The organism is Bacteroides sp. (assembly GCF_028690125.1).
Classification (GTDB): Bacteria; Bacteroidota; Bacteroidia; order Bacteroidales; family Bacteroidaceae; genus Bacteroides.
Genome location: NZ_JAQVBV010000001.1, coordinates 244,193 through 262,700, shown reverse-complemented (window position 1 = coordinate 262,700; position 18,508 = coordinate 244,193). Strand labels below are relative to the sequence as shown.

Genomic DNA, 18,508 nt, shown 5'->3' with positions numbered 1-18,508 from the left:
TGTCGCGCAGGCAGATACACTGCCTCTTTTCTATCAGGAGCAATTTGTGTCCGCAGATAGCTTACAACTGACAGAATACCATTCTGCGCAAGAATATGCTCCCGGTTTTGAAGGAGAGCCCCTATCCTATTCTCCTCGTACGGACGATGCAATCGCTTTGACGTTGCTGGCGTGTTTCTTTCTCTCTTCCATAGCATTGGCTAGAGGAAAGAAATTCCTCACGCAGCAGGTAAAGGACTTTATGCTAAATCGTGAACGGACCAGTATTTTTGACAGCTCTACGGCAGCTGATGTGCGTTATCTCATTGTACTTACTGTTCAAACCTGCGTACTTTCAGGTATTATATTTTTCAATTATTTTCATGATGTTCGCCCTGTATTGATGGAGCGGATTCCCCCACTGTTTCTCTTAGGAATTTATACTGGTTTTTGTCTGGTTTACTTTTTCCTTAAATGGATTATTTATATGTTTTTGGGATGGGTGTTTTTTGATAAAAATAAAACAAATATATGGCTTGAATCGTACTCAACACTCATCTATTATGTGGGATTTGCGCTTTTCCCTTTTGTTCTTTTTCTTATTTATTTCGATTTAAATCAGGCTAATCTGGTTATAATCGGGCTAGCTATTCTAATTTTTACTAAAATATTGATGTTTTATAAATGGGTAAAGCTTTTTTTTCATCAATTAGATACTCTTTTCTTATTAATTTTGTACTTTTGCGCTCTTGAATTAGTACCTTGTCTGCTACTCTATCAGGGACTAGTTCAAATTAACAACATATTGCTAATAAAATTTTAGGACGTTGAAAATTAAAAAAGTACTAGTGTCGCAGCCTAAGCCTGCGTCAGAGAAGTCTCCCTATTACGACATTGCTGAAAAGTATGGCGTAAAAATAGATTTCCGACCTTTTATCAAGGTGGAAAGCCTTTCGGCGAAGGAATTCCGGCAACAGAAGATTTCGATTCTTGACTATACTGCCGTAATATTTTCTTCCCGTCATGCAATTGATCACTTTTTCCATTTGTGCACGGAACTTCGTGTCACAATTCCGGAAACTATGAAATATTTTTGTGTGACTGAAGCCGTTGCACTGTATATCCAGAAATATGTTCAGTATCGTAAGCGTAAGATTTTCTTTGGTGCTACCGGAAAGATTGAGGACCTTCTTCCTTCTATCCTGAAACATAAGACCGAAAAATATCTCGTACCTATGTCTGATGTACACAATGATGATGTGAAGAATCTGTTGGATAAGAACAATATTCAGCATGCAGAAGTTGTGATGTATCGCACAGTCAGCAATGACTTTACACAAGAGGAGGAATTCGACTATGATATGTTAGTATTCTTTAGTCCTGCCGGAGTAACTTCATTAAAAAAGAACTTTCCGGATTTTGACCAGAAAGAGATTAAAATCGGTACTTTCGGTTCCACTACTGCACAAGCAGTACGCGATGCCGGACTTCGCTTGGACCTTGAAGCTCCTACGGTGAAAGCTCCGTCAATGACTGCTGCACTTGATATGTTTATCAAGGAAAATAATAAATAATTCAGAGTGAGTATATATACTTTGCGTAAAGCCGAAAGGCTGAATAGTAAAATTTTGGTCGGAAAGATGTTTGAAGGCGGGGTTTCAAAGTCTTTTTCCATCTTTCCGATACGCATTGTATATATGCCTGTCGAAAAGGGGGAAGCTTCGGCTTCCATTCTTATCAGCGTCTCAAAGCGGAGGTTCAAGCGGGCGGTGAAACGTAACCGTGTGAAACGTCAGATTCGTGAGGCTTACCGAAAAAACAAACATCTGTTGCTGGACGAACTACAAAGTCGTGGACAGCAACTTGCCATTGCTTTTATCTATTTGTCAGATGAGATTATTGCTACTTCCGAGCTGGAAGAGAAAATGAGAACTGGGCTTTTGCGTCTGTCAGAAAAGCTGTCTTTATGAAATCTCTTGTTCACCGGATATCGGTCGTCTGGGAGATTATAAAAATGCTTCTTGGAAAAGTATTTTCATTTTTATTATTACTTCCCATCTACTTCTATCGAGTTTGCATTTCGCCTTTAACTCCTCCTTCTTGTCGGTTTACCCCCACGTGCTCAGCTTATGCAGTCGAAGCGATTAAGAAATATGGTCCCGTCAAAGGACTCTATCTGGCTGTCCGTCGTATTTTGCGATGTCATCCCTGGGGTGGTTCCGGCTATGATCCGGTGCCTTGATTGATTTTAAAAAGAATTGGAATATGGAAAAGACAGCCAAAGAGAATACCCATAACATTCTGGATATTCATACACATAATCCAGAGAGTGATGAACGTTCGATTTATAATTATCCTTTATTATCGATTTCTCCGTTATATATGCCACCTACTCCTAATGCAAAGGCCGAAATAACAAAAAACTTCACTTTGCACGGACTAATATCGGCAAAGCCTTCGGACGAAGGACTATTGCACGGGCCGACTCTCATTAATGAAGGTTCGCTGAAGAAAAATCGTTTTTATTCTATGGGTATTCATCCGTGGGAGTTAAGCTATGAGAATATAGAAAAACAGTGGGAGCGTATGAGTCAATTGCACACTTCTAAGCAAATAATCGCTATCGGTGAGACTGGATTGGATAAGCTGACACAGGCTCCGATGGATTTGCAACTTGTTGCTTTTAGAGCACACGTAGAGGCTGCTGAAAAATTCAAATTACCATTGATTATTCATTGTGTAAAAGCAATGGAGGAATTGCTTGCCGTAAAAAAAGAGTTTCGCACAAACCAACCTTGGATTTGGCATGGATTTCGGGGAAAACCGGAACAGGCGAAGCAGTTGCTGAAGTTGGGCTTTTATCTCTCTTTCGGGGAATACTATCCGGATGAAAGTATGGTCGCAGTACCCCTTGAGCGTTTGTTTCTGGAAACAGATAATAGTAGGCTTGATATTGAGATACTTCTCCAACGGGCAGCGAAGATACGTGGGGTAGAAGTAGAAGCTTTACGGGAGACGATTCAGGAAAATGTACAAAATGTCTTTTTTAAGGTGTAAGAGTTGTATCTTCGGAGAAAGAGTCGTACTTTTGCCGTGCATGGAAAAGAAAAACAATAAAAACCTAATAAAAAGAGTAATACGATGAATTTTGTAGAAGAATTAAGATGGCGCGGTATGTTGAATGACATGATGCCGGGAACAGAAGAGTTGTTGAACAAAGAGCAAGTTACGGCTTATTTGGGAATCGATCCGACTGCTGATTCGTTGCATATCGGACACCTTTGTGGTGTGATGATGCTCCGTCATCTTCAACGTTGCGGTCACAAGCCATTGGCGCTTGTGGGTGGTGCTACAGGTATGATTGGTGACCCTTCCGGTAAATCGGCAGAGCGTAACTTGCTGGACGAAGCAACGCTGTATCATAACCAGGAGTGCATCAAGAAGCAACTTGATAAATTTCTTGATTTTGAATCGGATGTTCCGAATCGTGCCGAGTTGGTGAACAACTACGAGTGGATGAAGAACTTTACTTTTTTGGATTTTGCCCGTGAGGTAGGTAAGCATATTACCGTGAACTATATGATGGCAAAAGATTCAGTAAAAAGACGTTTGAATGGCGAGGCACGTGATGGTTTGTCATTTACGGAATTTACTTACCAGTTGTTGCAGGGCTATGATTTCCTTCATCTGTATGAAACAAAAGGGTGTAAACTTCAGATGGGTGGTTCTGATCAATGGGGTAACATTACTACCGGGGCCGAGTTGATTCGTCGTACCAATGGAGGAGAGGTGTTTGCATTGACTTGTCCGTTGATCACAAAAGCTGATGGTGGTAAGTTCGGTAAGACGGAATCCGGTAATATCTGGTTGGATGCCCGCTATACTTCACCTTATAAGTTCTATCAGTTCTGGTTGAATGTAAGTGATTCTGATGCAGAACGTTATATTAAGATCTTTACTTCTATCGGCAAGGAGGAAATAGATGCGTTGATTGCAGAGCATCGTGAGAATCCACATTTGCGTGTACTTCAGAAGCGTTTGGCAAAAGAAGTAACAATCATGGTTCATTCTGAGGGTGACTATAATGCGGCAGTAGATGCATCTAATATATTGTTTGGTAATGCTACTTCCGATGCTTTGCGCAAACTGGATGAAGATACTTTGCTGGCAGTGTTCGAGGGAGTTCCTCAATTTGAAATTTCTCGTGATGCGCTGGTAGAAGGAGTGAAGGCTGTTGATCTATTTGTGGATAATGCGCCTGTATTTGCTTCAAAAGGTGAAATGCGTAAGTTGGTTCAGGGTGGAGGCGTTTCGTTGAATAAAGAGAAGCTGGCAGCTTTTGATCAGACTATTACGACGGCTGACCTGCTGGATGAGAAATATTTGCTTGTTCAACGTGGCAAAAAGAACTATTATTTGCTGATCGCAAAATAAGAAAAAGAGGGTTTCTGATAAAAAAAATATCGAAATATTTGGAGATTTAGTTGGATAACCCTATCTTTGCACCGCTTTTTAACAGAAAGCACCCGAGTTTGTCCTATGGTGTAATGGTAGCACAACAGTTTTTGGTTCTGTTTGTCTAAGTTCGAATCTTGGTAGGACAACTGCTAATTAAAGAGAAGCCCTGGAAGGTAATACTTTCGGGGCTTTTTCATTTCAGTATGTAGCTTAGTGTATAAAAAAGGAAAACATGGCATGAAAAAGAGTTTACTATTATTATTCTGTTTGTTAGGTTTGACTAGTGTTTGTATTGCAAAAGCGAAAAAGACATTTACTGTTTTGCAGTTGAACTTGTGGCATGAAGGGTCTAAAGTGCCTAATGGTTATCAGGGAATTGTTGATGTGTTAGATCAGGTGGATGCTGACGTGGTTTTCTTGTGCGAAATCAGAGACTTTAACGGAAATAAGTTTATGCCCCGTGTATTAAAGGATCTGGAAGCAAGAGGAAAGCATTATTATGGTGAAACGTTGGGAATGGTAGTGGGTGTTCTGAGTAAGTTTAAACCGGATAGTATAATGAGATGCTGCATTGTGCCTGGCGATGAGGTTCGTGCGATGCTGAAAATGGTGACTACTATAGATGGGCAACCTATATCTTTCTACTCATGTCATTTAGATTACTTGCATTATGAATGTTATATGCCTCGTGGTTATGATGGCAATACCTGGAAAAAAATGGATAAGCCAATAACAGACGAGAATGAAGTTCTCAAAGCAAACCGAATGGCTTATAGAGATGAAACGATTCATTCTTTTGTTCAAGAAGTTATGAGTGATATCACTCAAGGCCGTCCGGTTATTATGGGAGGTGACTTTAATGAACCTTCTCATTTGGACTGGCAAGCAGATACAAAGGATTTGTGGGATCATAATGGAGCAATTATCCATTGGGATTGTTCTATGATGCTTCATAAAGTGGGATTTAAGGATACTTACCGTGAGAAATATCCCAATCCTGTTCAATATCCCGGCTTTACATTCCCCGCGGGAAATAAACTGGCTGAACAGGCTAAATTGGAAATACTGGCATGGGCTCCGGATGCCGATGAAAGAGATCGCATTGATTTTATTTATTATTATCCCTTTGGTTCAAAGCTTTCTATGAAAGATTGTGTGTTGGTAGGTCCTTCGGAAACTGTGATTCATGGAAAGATAGCAGAGAACGATTCTAAAGATAAGTTTTTGACCCCTTCTTGTATTTGGCCGACTGACCATAAAGGGAATCTTGCTACGTTTAAAATCCGAGGGAAATAATTATTATAAAATGTGTTTTGTCCGGATTGTTGATTGATTTTCTTTCTTTTTATATTCTTAATTATGCTTCTTTTTATTTTGTAAGATCATCTATAGTCTACATTAAATTTTGTTTTATAAGTAACTCATCAACTATTTATAATAAACAGTTGATGAGTTTATGCATAAACGGTATCAGTGTTTATTAATAAACTATTTTAGCTGAGTTTCTAAGGAATATTGATTATATAAACAAAGTGAGGAAAAATCAATTCTGATTTTTCCTCACTGGTTTTCGTTACATATATATTACTATGTGGTATTATGTCCTTATTTTTATATCTATCATACTGTATTTTTTCTATTTTTCCCTTCAAAGATACAAAATAAAAAGGCAAATGTCAATAGCTGAACTACTGTATCTTATTTATAAATTCTTTCCATCCGGGGGCAGTTTTATAATTTTCTACTGTGCCATTGGGTACTTGGATGCTTTTTACGTTATCCGGGAAACCATACCAAGCTATGTCACTAGCAAGTTCTGCAACAGGGGGAGAGGCGGGTTCAACTATTACATTCTCAATCGCGGTATTATTGAAAGCGGAAAAAGCGATGCGGTTTACACGAGCGGGGATAGTGATAGACTTAACTTTGCGGTTTCCTCCTAATAGGCCTTGTCCAAGACTGCGGATATTTTGGGGAATAGTGAAGGTAGAGAGTTCGGGACATCCTTCAAAGCAGTAAGCTTGAATATAAGAATAAGGATTTTCCTGAGTCACAGTGCCATGGGTTTTCACTTCTTGCAGGTTGGGACAATAATAAAATACACGAGAAGCTATGAATGATATATTATTTGGCAGACTTAAAATGGTGGCACTACATTCACGGAAAGCTTCTATCTCAATACTTTTAACGCTAGTAGGAATTTCGATCGTTTCCAATTTAGAAGTATTAAGGAAAGCTTGCACTCCTATTGTCTCCAAAGTCGTGGGAAAGGTAATGGTTTGAATGCCAGAGTATCCAAATGTGCCTTCGGGAAGTTCCTTGACTTTTGTTTTACTTAAATCTGCAGAAGCTAATTTCTCGCATTTGTAGAAAGCATATTTCCCGATTTCTTTTAAACTTGAAGGAAAATTGATTTCTTCTAATGTAGAGAAAATAAAAGCATTTTCTTCGATTGTCTGCAAGCCTTCATTAAGAGTAACTTTACGAATGTTTTTTCCGTAAAATACTCCCTTACTAATCCGTTTTACGTTTGTTGGTAGAACTATCTCTTCATATGCCTCAGTAATACCGGTCAATACGCCATCGGTGATCTGCAAACGAGGATCTGGCTCAACTGTAGGTTCGGACGGTGAGTCGGTGGGAGGTTCCGGATTGGGCAATAGACTATTGTCTTCGTGTGAAGAACATGAAAAAAGAGTGAGGGTAATCACCGCTATTGCGAAAACGATTTTTGTGTATAAGTAGGTTGTCTTCATTGAAAAAGGATTTTAAAGTGGGTCGTTAATTTCCCTTTATTAAACGTGAATAAAACAACTAATGTTCAATGCTTATGCTTATTTATGGAATATAATCTAAGAATTGATTTAATGGTTTTAGCCGGGGAACGTGTTGCGATCGTATTATAGTTCGTTAAAAAGATCTATGGTGCATCAATTCTGAACATTTTTGATGGATAATTAGAACAAAATTGTAATGCAAAGACGTTTTCTTTTGCTATTTTTGCATCGTGCACGTAAACGAAGTGCGTCTCAGACAGAGAATTTATTCAATAACTATAAATAAACAAGGTATGAAAACGAACTATGAAATTCGCTATGCTGCGCATCCGGAGGATGCAAAAAGTTATGATACTACAAGAATCCGTCGCGATTTCTTAATCGAAAAGATATTTACCCCCAATGAAGTGAATATGGTGTATTCTATGTACGACCGTATGGTAGTGGGAGGTGCACTGCCGGTAGGAGAGGTGCTGACTCTTGAAGCAATTGACCCTTTGAAAGCTCCGTTTTTTCTGACTCGTCGTGAAATGGGCATTTTTAATGTTGGGGGACCAGGTGTTGTAAAAGTTGGCGATGCTATTTTTGAGCTTGATTATAAAGAAGCCCTTTACCTGGGTTCAGGTGACCGTGGGGTGACTTTTGAAAGTAAGGATGCTTCCCGTCCTGCTAAGTTCTACTTTAACTCTCTGACGGCACACCGTAATTATCCGGATCGCAAAGTGACAAAAGCTGATGCGGTAGTAGCCGAAATGGGTTCATTGGAAAGCTCTAATCATCGTAATATTAATAAGATGCTGGTGAATCAGGTACTTCCTACTTGCCAGTTACAGATGGGTATGACGGAATTGGCACCGGGTAGTGTTTGGAATACAATGCCGGCTCATGTACATAGCCGTCGGATGGAAGCTTATTTCTACTTTGAGATTCCGGAAGATCATGCTATTTGTCATTTCATGGGTGAGGTAGGCGAAACACGCCACGTATGGATGAAAGGTGATCAGGCTGTTCTTTCTCCCGAATGGTCTATTCACTCGGCGGCTGCTACCCATAATTATACTTTTATCTGGGGAATGGGTGGAGAGAATCTTGATTATGGAGATCAGGACTTCTCATTGATTACGGATTTAAAATAATAATTTAAATAATTCTCTTAATTTAATAACAAAAGATTATGAATCAGTATTTGAATTTTTCTTTGGAAGGTAAAGTAGCTCTTGTTACAGGTGCTTCATATGGTATTGGTTTTGCTATTGCTTCAGCTTATGCAGAACAAGGTGCTACTATCTGTTTCAATGATATCAACCAGGAATTAGTAGATAAAGGAATGGCTGCTTATGCCGAAAAGGGAATTAAGGCTCACGGTTATGTATGCGATGTAACAGACGAACCGGCTGTTCAAGCTATGGTTGCCTCGATTGAAAAAGAAGTTGGCAGCGTTGATATCCTTGTAAATAATGCAGGTATTATCCGCCGTGTTCCTATGCACGAGATGGAAGCTGCTGATTTCCGCCGTGTGATTGATATTGACTTGAATGCTCCTTTCATTCTGTCTAAGGCTGTACTGCCTGCAATGATGAAAAAGGGTCATGGTAAGATTATCAATATTTGCTCTATGATGTCAGAGTTGGGTCGTGAAACAGTATCTGCTTATGCCGCTGCCAAAGGTGGCTTGAAGATGCTGACTCGTAACATTTGTTCTGAATATGGTGAATATAATATTCAGTGTAATGGTATCGGTCCGGGTTATATTGCTACTCCGCAGACTGCTCCTTTGCGCGAAAAACAACCGGATGGTAGCTGTCATCCGTTTGATTCATTTATTTGTGCCAAGACTCCTGCCGGTCGCTGGTTAGATCCTCAGGAGCTTACAGGTCCTGCGGTATTCCTGGCTTCAGAAGCCTCTAATGCCGTCAATGGACACATCCTCTATGTAGACGGAGGTATCCTGGCTTATATCGGCAAACAACCAAAATAGTTTTTTAATAGATGATTGATGATGGATAATTGTGGCTGTGCAGCTATGAATATCCATTATCAATTTCTTTATTTTTTAGTCTAATCTTCATTATCTATTGATTCATTATAAATCTAAATGAAAGTGAGAAAAATATTTGTTCTGATAACTGTTGCCATGATGTGTCTTGTTTCCTCTTGCGTAGATGGTAAGCAGATAATGACAGTCACAGTGACGAATTCTTTGGCGCTCGAACGTACCGGAGAGATGGTTGAGGTTCCAATGAGTGATGTAGTTGCCAAGTTGAAATTGGCAGATACAGCGCAGATTGTAGTACTTGACATAGATGGGCAGCAAGTTCCTTACCAAGTAACTTATGATGAGAAGGTTGTTTTTCCTGCTACGGTGAAAGGGAATGGGACGGCTACTTATACCATTCAGGAAGGTATGCCGGAACCTTATAATGTGATAGCTTGTGGCAAATATTATCCGGAACGCTTGGATGATGTAGCTTGGGAGAATGATCTGGTTGCTTTCCGTGCTTATGGTCCGGCTTTGCAGAAACGTGGCGAACGTGGATTCGGTTTTGATGTATTTACTAAGTATAATACAACGCAACCGGTTGTGGAAGCTCGTTACGCTGAGGAAGTAAACAAGGAGAAACGGGCGAAAATAGCTGAACTGAAGAAGACTGATCCTGAGGCTGCCGGCGAATTGGAACGTGCTATTTCATATCATATCGATCATGGTAATGGAATGGATTGTTATAATGTCGGTCCTACATTGGGAGGTGGTACGTCTGCATTGATGGTGGGTGATACCATTATTTATCCTTATTGCTATCGTACACAGGAAATTCTGGATAATGGTCCCTTACGTTTTACTGTAAAATTAGAGTATAATCCGTTGGTGGTGGGTGGTGATTCAAATGTAGTGGAGACCCGCGTTATTGCATTGGATGCCGGTTCTTATCTGAATAAAACTGTGGTATCTTATACCAATCTTAAAGAGTCAGTACCTGTGGTGACGGGAATTGTTCTTCATGAGCCGGACGGGACAATAAAGACTGATGTTGCTAATGGTTATATGACTTATGTAGACCCAACAGGAAATCCGGAGGCCGGAAATGGTAAAATGTTTATGGGGGCTGCTTTCCCGACTCAGATAAATGAAGCTAAAGCTGTGCTTTTCTCTGAAAAGGAGAAAAAGGAGGAACGTATGGGTGCTGACGGTCATTTATTGGCGGTGACTGATTATCAACCGGGTTCTGCATATACTTATTACTGGGGTTCTGCGTGGGATAAGGCAGCTATTAAAACGGTTGATGCCTGGAATGAATATATGTTTCAGTATGTGCAGAAATTACGGACTCCACTTACTGTAGCATATTAAGCGGTTGTTTATTCAGACTCAGCCGATTCGTTAATCGAACGAATATTTCTCATTAGTCCCTGATATTTCACCCTCTTCACGGCACTTCCCTTGAAGAGGGTTTTATATTGCTCTTCTGTCAGACTGTGCCAATTGCTTTTTTTCATTTCCAGTAATGAGTCAGAAGGGCGGAATTCTTCTGTTTTGCAAGGGGTGGAATAGCGATTCCACGGACAGACACGCTGGCATTCATCGCATCCGTATATCTTTTTGCCCATTTTTTGCCCTATATCGAGCGTAAGGTTCCCACGGTGCTCAATGGTAAGGTAAGAGAGACATCTTTCGGAATTGAGCCGGTAAGGGGCTTCTAATGCTTTCGTCGGACAGGTGTTGATGCAACGTGTACATATACCGCAACGGTTTTTTTGTGGAATATCGTAATTATCGGCTGCTATATTGATGATTATCTCTCCTAAAAAGAAGCAGGAGCCGGCATGAGGAATGATTAGTTGCGTGTTTTTTCCTATCCATCCGAGTCCGGTGCGCCAAGCCCAGTATCGTTCAAGTATAGGAGCGGTGTCGCAAAAGATGCGACCGCTGACGGGTAGGGGGGGACTAGGGGTGGTTGTTAGGTTTATTTCCGGTGAAGTGGTGAAGCTAATATATTTCTCCTTGATAAATTCCAATAGAGCATTTAGCTTTGCTTTAATGACATCATGATAATCTTTTCCGTAGGCATACCAGGCTATCTGATATTCTTCTTCCGGAAGTTTGGTCTCCGGATAATAGTTTAGTGCAACACTGATCACTGTACGTGCTCCTTCTACCAATAAACGTGGGTCAAGGCGTTTATCTTCATAATTCTGCATATAAGTCATTTCTGCCTGACAGCCGTCTGACAGCCATTGCTGAAAGGAAGCAGTTGTTGTGTCATTGACAGCCTCGGCAGGTGCCAGCCCACAAGCGGAAAAGCCGAGGCGGGTGGCTTCGGCTTTTATTTGTTCGGAGGAGAGGGTTGTATCCATATAAAAATACTGGTCTCGTTAAACATTTCTTGTAGCAAATCTGACTTCGGCATTTTGCAGGTTATAATACTTTAAACTCATATCCTTCTGCTTTCAGAAACTCGATTGATCGGGGAAGAGCGTATTGTAGATTTCCGTTATTCCAGGATTTCAGGGAGTCGTGAAAAGTAATGATAGAGCCGTTTCGTACATAACGTTTTACGTTGTTCAGGACTTGTTCGGGACGCATTCTTTTACTGTAATCACGTGTTACAAGGTCCCACATAATAATTCGATAATGATGTCGCAGTGTGTAATACTGTCGGAATCCCATATGACCGTGTGGGGGCCGAAATAGTTCGGAATGAATCATTTCGTCTACTAGTTTCGTGTTTGCGAGGTATTCCGGGTTGGAATATTCGAATCCGCGGATGTGGTTGAAAGTGTGGTTGCCAATGCAATGTCCTTTTTCTACCACCATGCGGTATTCATCCGGGTGTTTGCGGATGTTGTCGCCTACCATGAAGAAAGTGGCTTTAATATCATGTTTTTCCAGTAGCTCCAGCACCCAGGGAGTTACTTCCGGGATAGGTCCGTCATCGAAGGTCAGATAAACTGCCCGTTCGTTTGGGTTCATACGGAAGATGGCTTGTGGATACAACGCTCGGAAAAGCCAAGGTGGTTGTTCTATAAACATAAAAAGAATGAAGAATTAAGAATGAATGAAGAGTGAAGAATAAGGAATTATCTGTGGATAAGTACACAGCCAATTCTTCATTCTTCACTCTTTATTAATTATTGTTTTCCTTTCATTAGGGTTACATACTCGTTGTAAAGCTTTTCGAGTTGTTCCGAATAATGTTTTGCGAGTTTTTCTGATTTGTATTTTTCCAACAGGCGAACTTCAGCGTCAAGTAAGCTTGCATTATACATAAAGTTTTCGCTTGCGATAGCCAGTTGGCTGTCAGTCAGGCTTAGATACCAGATCATATATTCGAGTGACTTGTTGGCAAGAGCATCCATTATTTTATCTGCTTTTTCATTCTGTCCCAATTGGTAGTATGATTCAGCCATTTGGAAAGCTCCGTTTCTCCAGTCATATGGTACGTTGTATGCAGGTATCATCTTTTCAGCATAGTCCAGTGCGGCAAGAGCCTTGTCTTTTTTGCCTTCTTTGATGAGTTGGCCTACAAGCTGGGTGAAGATACGACGGTGTGTGTCACACATACGCATTACATTTTCGTCAATGTAAATACCCGGTTTGTCGATGCCTCCGAACTTGAATTTGTTCATCAGGTTGTCATACATCTTATCACTGTCTATTTTACTCTCCAGATTTTCCGTATCGAATGGAGTAAAGCGGTAGGCAAGTCCTTCCTGTACAAAATGGTTGGCCATGTTCAGATGGTTTTCACTACCTACGGTGATTGCCATATAAATAGGGCGTTCCCAATTAGCGTTAGCCAACATTTCGAGCATCATCAGTTCACTCTTGTAGAGCGCGCGTTTGGGGCTACCGTTAGCGTCTCTCAGCAGAATGGTCATGTATTCGGGGATAGAGTCGCCCAGAGCTTCCGGTATCTTCATGCCGGAGCGGCGGACAGCTTCTTTGTCGATTTTCATGACAATACTGTCTGTAGGTACAAGAGGTAGTTCAATTCCTTCTCCCGTCTTTTTAAGCAATTCCCTAAGTTGGTCGTTCTTGCCGAGCATCCAGCGGTTGATGATTTCTTTCAGTTCATAAGGATTTTCACCAAAGATGGAGTGAACGAGTGACAAAACGGTGGTGTCTCCTTTGGCAGCCAATTCATTTGCTTGTTTGAAGTAGTTGTCAATAAGCGTTTTTACTTCCGGACGGATGGAGATATATTCATTCTGACCTTCTACATATTCCAGACGGTCCCAGGTAATAGGGAGTGAGGGTGAATTGTAAGCCGGGCGTTTCATCTGGTCGATGTACCAATCAGTCTGCAAATAGCTTAGGTTACAAGTCCGGGTGTCGGTGCGGAATTCTTCTGTCTCCTGATTGTACCACAGAGGGAAGGTATCATTATCACCATTGGTAAAGATGATTGGATTTCCTTCTTCTTGAAGGGTCATCAGGTAGTTTTGACCGAAATCACGGGCAACGAAACGTCCGCTGCGATCGTGGTCATCCCAAGTTTGTCCTGCCATTTGAATGGGAACGATTAAGCAAACTACGGAAGCCAAAATGGCTGCCGGAAGTTCTTGCATTTTGCAGTATTCCCGAAGCATACGGATGATGCCTGCTACTCCCATGCCTATCCAAATGGCAAAGGCATAGAAAGAACCTGCATATGCATAGTCACGTTCACGAGGCTGTGCAGGTGTCTGGTTAAGGTAGAGCACGATGGCGATGCCTGTCATAAAGAACAGGAAGAAGACTACCCAGAATTGCTGGATACCGCGTTCGCTATGGTAGGCCTGCCAGAAGAGTCCGATTAAACCGAGTATCAATGGTAGACAGTAAAAGACATTATGTCCTTTGTTATCTTTCAAATCTTGTGGAAGCAATTCTTGATCGCCTACTAGCAGGTTGTCAATGAACGGTATACCTGTAATCCAGTTTCCATGTTCGATTTCTCCACTGCTTTGAATATCGTTCTGACGTCCGGCGAAGTTCCACATGAAATAACGCCAGTACATGAAGTTCAATTGGTAAGAGAAGAAGAATTTGATGTTATCCCATTGTGTAGGCATATTTACCATCACCATTTCACCACATTGGTCGTAAGGGACGTCATAGCCTTTTATATCTACCCATTGTTTGTAGAGTCCGGTATGTGAGGCACTGTACATACGGGGGAAAAGCATATTCTGTGCATATTCGTATTCGATTCGTCCGGGAAGTTCGATATAAGAATCTTTTTCATCCGGTGAAGTTTTTTCTTTACGAATATATTTTGTTCCGGTTTCTGATTGGCGTGGTACGCAATAGTTGTCTTTTATGTCAAGCGCCACTTTTGATGAATAGGCGGGACCATAGAATAGGGGACGTGTTCCATATTGTTCACGGCCGAGATATTCACCTAGCGTAAAGATGTCTTCCGGTGAGTTCTGGTCCATCGGAGTATTGGCGGTAGAACGGATTACAATGAGTGCATATGACGAATATCCGATGACAATCATCATGGTGCATAGCAGAGCTGTATTCATGGTGCGTGCGGAAATGCGCCATTTTTCTTTTATCTTTTCCTGTACTTGCGGGGCAAGGTAAAGAGCTAATACGGCGATAACTAAAATACCGATGAGTATGCTGCTGGCTCCGTGTCCGTAGAACGGAATACCCAATAGGGCAATAGTCAGGATGAAGGAGATAGCCATACGTAGCTTGCTCTTTTCGGTATAGCTTTCGTATATACCCCAGATGAGAGAAGCTGCAAGGATAATGATGTAAACAACTACACCTGTGTTGAAAGGCATTCCCAGTCCATTGACAAACATTAGTTCAAACCAACCGCCTACTTTCACGATACCCGGTACGATACCGTACAATACGGCTGCTACCAATACGCCTGATCCGATGAGGGCAAGCAGTGAACCTTTGGCAGTAGCATTCGGGGTTTTCTTGTAGTAGTATACCAATATGATGGCTGGCAGGCAGAGTAAGTTCAACAGGTGAACACCGATACTTAATCCGGTCAGATAGGCGATCAGGATAAGCCAACGGTCGCTGTGAGGTTGGTTAGCTACATCTTCCCACTTTAAAATAAGCCAGAATACGACGGCGGTGAACAGAGAGGAGAAAGCATATACTTCGCCTTCTACTGCTGAGAACCAGAAGGTATCGCTGAACGTATAGACCAATGCGCCTACCAGTCCGCTACCCATAACTGTTATGAGTTGTCCTTTGGTAATGTTGTTTTCGTCGGTGATGACTAACTTGCGAACTAGATGGGTGATACTCCAGAAAAGGAATAGAATACAGGCACCACTCATCAGGGCACTCATATAGTTTACCATTTTCGCTACTGTGGTTACGTCGGAAGCAAATTGAGTAAACAAATTTGCCATCAACATGAAGAAAGGTGCGCCGGGCGGGTGTCCGACTTCAAGTTTGTAGCCGGTAGTTATAAACTCGGGGCAATCCCAGAAACTGGCAGTCGGCTCTATTGTCAGGCAATAGACCGTTGCTGCAATGATGAATGTAAGCCAACCCATTAGGTTGTTTACGGTTCTGTACTGTTTCATTAGCACTTATCGTAGTTTATTCGTTAAAAACAGATTAGACGGGCGCAAAGATAATGATTTACGGGCACAAAGTAGAAGAAAGTAAGAAATATTAAGTAACAGAGGGATGATTTCATAGTTTGTAGGCTATTAATAGTCTACTTGTCAAGTATTAATAGCTGGGATGATAGGTATTAATAGTCTGGAAATTGGGTATTAATACCTGAGAAACAGATTGCAGAAAGCTTGCTGTGAGGGGCTTATGACTTTTATTTCTTTTTGGTAATCTTATGTTTCTTAGTGATGAAATATCTTAGTGGTGATGGTGTTCACCAAGAATACGGTGTGGCAAGGTTCCGTGTCCAAGTAATTCAATTGGACAGTTAAAGTTCTTTTCCAGCCATTCGGTGGTGACACCTGTATCCGGGTGGTAATCTAACGTTTCATTGACGCAGGCGATAGACTTTACTTGTTGTAATACGGTTCCTATATCATGGCTGACGAGAATTATGGCACAATCTTTATTGATTTCAGCTAACAGTTCATAAAGGCGAGCTTCGAAGCGCTTGTCAATGTAAGTGCTGGGCTCGTCGAGGATCAGGGCAGAAGGATCGGAAATGATAGCACGCCCGAGTAAAGCGCGTTGTAACTGTCCACCGCTTAATTGTCCTATAGAACGATGTTCGAGTCCTTCAAGTCCCATGCGGGTGATCACTTGCTTCCCCTTTTCTCTTTGTTCTGCTGTGAAACGTGATGTTAGCGATTTCTGTATGCTCAGTCCGGACAGGATAACTTCTTCTACCGAGATCGGAAATTTCCGGTCGATAGTGTTATACTGAGGGAGATAACCTAGAGAAAGAGTGGAGTTATTGGAACTTGAAGATTGTGATTCTCGAAAGGTTTCCTCCGGAGAATGAAAGATAATTTCTCCTTTAGTCGGTTTCAACAAACCGAGGATGCATTTGATAAGCGTTGTCTTGCCACCTCCATTTGGACCGATCATACCCAGAAAGTCCCGTTGGTAGATGTTGAGATTGATGTCACGGAGGACAGTACGGCCTTCATATCCGGCGGAGAGGTTCTTTATTTCGATAATCGGTTTCATACTCATTTTTCTTCAACTGGCATAAGTGCATTGGCTACATTCAACATTTCTGCTTCCCAATCATAGCTCAATGGATTGATAGGGACTACACGTGTTCCGGTTTGCTGGGCTATTGTCTCTGCATTTCTTTTGTCAAACTCGGGTTGTACGAAGATGACTTGTACGTTTTCCTCTTTGCACAGGTCAATCAGTTCTTTCAAATGAGCGGGAGAAGGTTCTTTGCCTCCTTCTTCAATCGAGATCTGATGGAGTCCGTAGTCGCGTGCGAAATAGGAGAGTGCCGGGTGGTAAATCATAAATGCTTTAGAGGCTTCGGGGTTGGATAGTTGTTCGCATATCACGCTGTCTACATACTGTATACGCTGACAGAGTGAGTCGTAGCGTGCCATATAGTAGGGCTCATTTGCTTTGTCGAGTGCACTGAGCGCTTTATAAGTATTTCCCGCAATGATTAAAGCATTGGTGGCGGAATTCCAGATATGAGGCTCTACGGAATGGATATGCCCATCGTGCAGACTGTGTCCATGCTCAGGTAATTCGTTATTCAGAATCAGGTCTACTCCTTGCGAAGTGTCGAACATTTGAATATGAGGAGTATTGTTCATCAAACGGTCCATCCATGTCTGTTCGAAGCCAATGTAGCCGATACGGAAATATGCTTTGCTGTCTCCTAGTGATACGAGCTGTTGGGGAACCGGATCGTAAGTTTCGGGGCTGGAACCTTTGGGTACCATGCTGACTACTTTGAATTTATCACCGGCTATTGCTTCTGTAAAATAGCGTTGTGGTTCTAAGGTAACGGTGATAACGGGCTTTTCTGTTTCTTTGTTTGTTTTGGATGAACATCCTGTACAGCCTGCCAAAAAAAGGCAGGAACTGAGTAGCAGGAGAGTGCATTTATCTTTTAGTTGTTTCTTCATAATTGTCTATCTTTTCTTTGTTTCTTTTAATTGTTGTACTTGTTTCCAGGCACGTAATATTTCCCGTTTACCTCCCGGAGGGCCGGGCAGGCGTTCTACGATAAATCCTGCGGTTTGTAACATTCGCCGGATGACGCCTTTGGCACAGTATGTGGTCAGAATTCCTTCTTTGTTTAATAAAACATACAATCGGTTGAATAGTTCTTGTGACCACATTTCCGGTTGTTTTTCGGGGGCGAAGGCATCGAAATAGATGACATCGGGCTTTAGTGAGGAATGGAGAATCCATTCATTCAAGTCTGTCTGTACTTTTCGAAGGGTGAAATGTGAGGTGAGAGGTACATCTTCTTCCCAAGGGGATGTATGGAGCTGTTCAAATAGTTGGACGGATGATTGTTGCCTTTCGTTTATGGTTAGTTGTTCGTCTGCTCCGATATAACCAAGCTGTTTTATCATGGACCATTCTAAAGGGTAAAGCTCTAATCCTGTATAATGTATGTTCCGATAGCTTTTTTCTGCTTCTTGGAGTGTTAGCCAGGCGTTGAGACCAGTACCAAAGCCAATTTCCAGGATCCTTGGGGAAGGAGTGCCGGATGCTTTGAGTCCCATATTGATGAAAATGTGTTCCGATTCAGTACGTGCTCCCTTAGTTGAATGATAGTGTTCATTCAATTCTGGTACAAACAGGGTGGCGCTTCCGTCATCAGTCTTTTCAATCACTCTTTTCATCTAGTTGGTATATACTG

17 protein-coding genes and 1 tRNA gene are annotated in these 18,508 nt (G+C 41.6%); 11 read left to right on the top strand and 7 right to left on the bottom strand.

The features are described 5' to 3' along the window. The first annotated feature begins 67 nt into the window (after nucleotides 1–67). The 8 genes from PHO71_RS01040 to PHO71_RS01005 all read left to right on the top strand — a co-directional run bounded on the left by PHO71_RS01040 (nucleotide 68) and on the right by PHO71_RS01005 (nucleotide 5,733). Nucleotides 68–802, top strand: coding sequence for a DUF4271 domain-containing protein (locus PHO71_RS01040; protein ID WP_300197961.1), 735 nt, complete (start codon nucleotides 68–70; stop codon nucleotides 800–802). Nucleotides 803–806: 4 nt separating this feature from the next. Beyond that, nucleotides 807–1,553 (top strand): uroporphyrinogen-III synthase, encoded by a 747-nt coding sequence (locus tag PHO71_RS01035; RefSeq protein WP_300197598.1) that lies wholly within the window; start codon nucleotides 807–809, stop codon nucleotides 1,551–1,553. Between the two features lie 6 nt (nucleotides 1,554–1,559). Further along, nucleotides 1,560–1,949: a ribonuclease P protein component gene (gene rnpA / locus PHO71_RS01030; protein ID WP_300197595.1), complete on the top strand. Its 390-nt coding sequence runs from the start codon at nucleotides 1,560–1,562 to the stop codon at nucleotides 1,947–1,949. A gap of 44 nt (nucleotides 1,950–1,993) precedes the next feature. Continuing rightward, the gene (yidD, locus tag PHO71_RS01025) at nucleotides 1,994–2,221 is read left to right on the top strand and encodes a membrane protein insertion efficiency factor YidD (protein WP_300197959.1); all 228 of its coding nucleotides are present in this window, start codon (nucleotides 1,994–1,996) and stop codon (nucleotides 2,219–2,221) included. 23 nt (nucleotides 2,222–2,244) lie between these two features. After that, a complete protein-coding gene (locus PHO71_RS01020) occupies nucleotides 2,245–3,036 on the top strand; it encodes a TatD family hydrolase (RefSeq protein WP_300197592.1) in 792 nt (263 codons plus the stop codon). Nucleotides 3,037–3,120: 84 nt separating this feature from the next. Continuing rightward, nucleotides 3,121–4,413: a tyrosine--tRNA ligase gene (tyrS, locus tag PHO71_RS01015; RefSeq protein ID WP_300197589.1), complete on the top strand. Its 1,293-nt coding sequence runs from the start codon at nucleotides 3,121–3,123 to the stop codon at nucleotides 4,411–4,413. Nucleotides 4,414–4,512: 99 nt separating this feature from the next. Beyond that, nucleotides 4,513–4,583: transfer RNA gene (locus PHO71_RS01010), tRNA-Gln, on the top strand. A 91-nt stretch (nucleotides 4,584–4,674) separates the two neighbouring features. Beyond that, nucleotides 4,675–5,733 carry an endonuclease/exonuclease/phosphatase family protein gene (locus PHO71_RS01005; protein ID WP_300197586.1) on the top strand — a complete coding sequence of 353 codons (1,059 nt, stop codon included), beginning with the start codon at nucleotides 4,675–4,677 and terminating at the stop codon, nucleotides 5,731–5,733. Between the two features lie 392 nt (nucleotides 5,734–6,125). On the opposite strand, the gene PHO71_RS01000 is transcribed toward PHO71_RS01005, so the two are convergent. Continuing rightward, nucleotides 6,126–7,193, bottom strand: coding sequence for a leucine-rich repeat domain-containing protein (locus PHO71_RS01000; RefSeq protein WP_300197583.1), 1,068 nt, complete (start codon nucleotides 7,191–7,193; stop codon nucleotides 6,126–6,128). A 314-nt stretch (nucleotides 7,194–7,507) separates the two neighbouring features. On the opposite strand from PHO71_RS01000, the gene kduI reads away from it, so the two are divergent. The 3 genes from kduI to PHO71_RS00985 all read left to right on the top strand — a co-directional run bounded on the left by kduI (nucleotide 7,508) and on the right by PHO71_RS00985 (nucleotide 10,563). Continuing rightward, nucleotides 7,508–8,350: a 5-dehydro-4-deoxy-D-glucuronate isomerase gene (kduI, locus tag PHO71_RS00995; protein ID WP_300197580.1), complete on the top strand. Its 843-nt coding sequence runs from the start codon at nucleotides 7,508–7,510 to the stop codon at nucleotides 8,348–8,350. Between the two features lie 38 nt (nucleotides 8,351–8,388). After that, on the top strand, nucleotides 8,389–9,192 hold the full coding sequence (locus PHO71_RS00990; RefSeq protein ID WP_300197577.1) for a gluconate 5-dehydrogenase: 804 nt from the start codon (nucleotides 8,389–8,391) through the stop codon (nucleotides 9,190–9,192). Between the two features lie 123 nt (nucleotides 9,193–9,315). Further along, nucleotides 9,316–10,563, top strand: a complete 1,248-nt coding sequence (locus PHO71_RS00985) for a DUF4861 domain-containing protein (protein WP_300197574.1) — start codon at nucleotides 9,316–9,318, stop codon at nucleotides 10,561–10,563. 8 nt (nucleotides 10,564–10,571) lie between these two features. Here PHO71_RS00985 and queG read toward each other — a convergent pair whose 3' ends face one another. From queG to mnmD, 6 genes are all read right to left on the bottom strand, one after another. Next, nucleotides 10,572–11,567 (bottom strand): tRNA epoxyqueuosine(34) reductase QueG, encoded by a 996-nt coding sequence (gene queG / locus PHO71_RS00980; RefSeq protein ID WP_300197571.1) that lies wholly within the window; start codon nucleotides 11,565–11,567, stop codon nucleotides 10,572–10,574. A gap of 61 nt (nucleotides 11,568–11,628) precedes the next feature. Beyond that, nucleotides 11,629–12,243, bottom strand: a complete 615-nt coding sequence (locus PHO71_RS00975) for a polysaccharide deacetylase family protein (RefSeq protein WP_300197567.1) — start codon at nucleotides 12,241–12,243, stop codon at nucleotides 11,629–11,631. A 98-nt stretch (nucleotides 12,244–12,341) separates the two neighbouring features. Beyond that, nucleotides 12,342–15,758, bottom strand: a complete 3,417-nt coding sequence (locus PHO71_RS00970) for a DUF2723 domain-containing protein (protein WP_300197564.1) — start codon at nucleotides 15,756–15,758, stop codon at nucleotides 12,342–12,344. 292 nt (nucleotides 15,759–16,050) lie between these two features. After that, entirely contained in the window at nucleotides 16,051–16,842 is a 792-nt protein-coding gene (locus PHO71_RS00965; RefSeq protein WP_300197562.1) for a metal ABC transporter ATP-binding protein, read from the bottom strand. Nucleotides 16,843–16,844: 2 nt separating this feature from the next. After that, complete coding sequence (locus PHO71_RS00960; protein WP_300197560.1) at nucleotides 16,845–17,762, bottom strand: zinc ABC transporter substrate-binding protein; 918 nt, start codon at nucleotides 17,760–17,762, stop codon at nucleotides 16,845–16,847. A 6-nt stretch (nucleotides 17,763–17,768) separates the two neighbouring features. Beyond that, complete coding sequence (gene mnmD, locus PHO71_RS00955) at nucleotides 17,769–18,491, bottom strand: tRNA (5-methylaminomethyl-2-thiouridine)(34)-methyltransferase MnmD (RefSeq protein ID WP_300197557.1); 723 nt, start codon at nucleotides 18,489–18,491, stop codon at nucleotides 17,769–17,771. Nucleotides 18,492–18,508: the final 17 nt, after the last annotated feature.

Excerpts from the sequence above, each read along its gene's own strand:
- PHO71_RS00975 (WP_300197567.1), bottom strand. The coding sequence starts at position 12,243 with ATGTTTATAGAACAACCACCTTGGCTTTTCCGAGCGTTGTATCCACAA.
- PHO71_RS00990 (WP_300197577.1), top strand. The coding sequence starts at position 8,389 with ATGAATCAGTATTTGAATTTTTCTTTGGAAGGTAAAGTAGCTCTTGTT.
- kduI (WP_300197580.1), top strand. The coding sequence starts at position 7,508 with ATGAAAACGAACTATGAAATTCGCTATGCTGCGCATCCGGAGGATGCA.
- PHO71_RS01005 (WP_300197586.1), top strand. The coding sequence starts at position 4,675 with ATGAAAAAGAGTTTACTATTATTATTCTGTTTGTTAGGTTTGACTAGT.
- PHO71_RS00970 (WP_300197564.1), bottom strand. The coding sequence starts at position 15,758 with ATGAAACAGTACAGAACCGTAAACAACCTAATGGGTTGGCTTACATTC.
- PHO71_RS01020 (WP_300197592.1), top strand. The coding sequence starts at position 2,245 with ATGGAAAAGACAGCCAAAGAGAATACCCATAACATTCTGGATATTCAT.
- tyrS (WP_300197589.1), top strand. The coding sequence starts at position 3,121 with ATGAATTTTGTAGAAGAATTAAGATGGCGCGGTATGTTGAATGACATG.
- PHO71_RS01000 (WP_300197583.1), bottom strand. The coding sequence starts at position 7,193 with ATGAAGACAACCTACTTATACACAAAAATCGTTTTCGCAATAGCGGTG.
- yidD (WP_300197959.1), top strand. The coding sequence starts at position 1,994 with ATGCTTCTTGGAAAAGTATTTTCATTTTTATTATTACTTCCCATCTAC.
- PHO71_RS00960 (WP_300197560.1), bottom strand. The coding sequence starts at position 17,762 with ATGAAGAAACAACTAAAAGATAAATGCACTCTCCTGCTACTCAGTTCC.
- mnmD (WP_300197557.1), bottom strand. The coding sequence starts at position 18,491 with ATGAAAAGAGTGATTGAAAAGACTGATGACGGAAGCGCCACCCTGTTT.
- queG (WP_300197571.1), bottom strand. The coding sequence starts at position 11,567 with ATGGATACAACCCTCTCCTCCGAACAAATAAAAGCCGAAGCCACCCGC.
- PHO71_RS00965 (WP_300197562.1), bottom strand. The coding sequence starts at position 16,842 with ATGAAACCGATTATCGAAATAAAGAACCTCTCCGCCGGATATGAAGGC.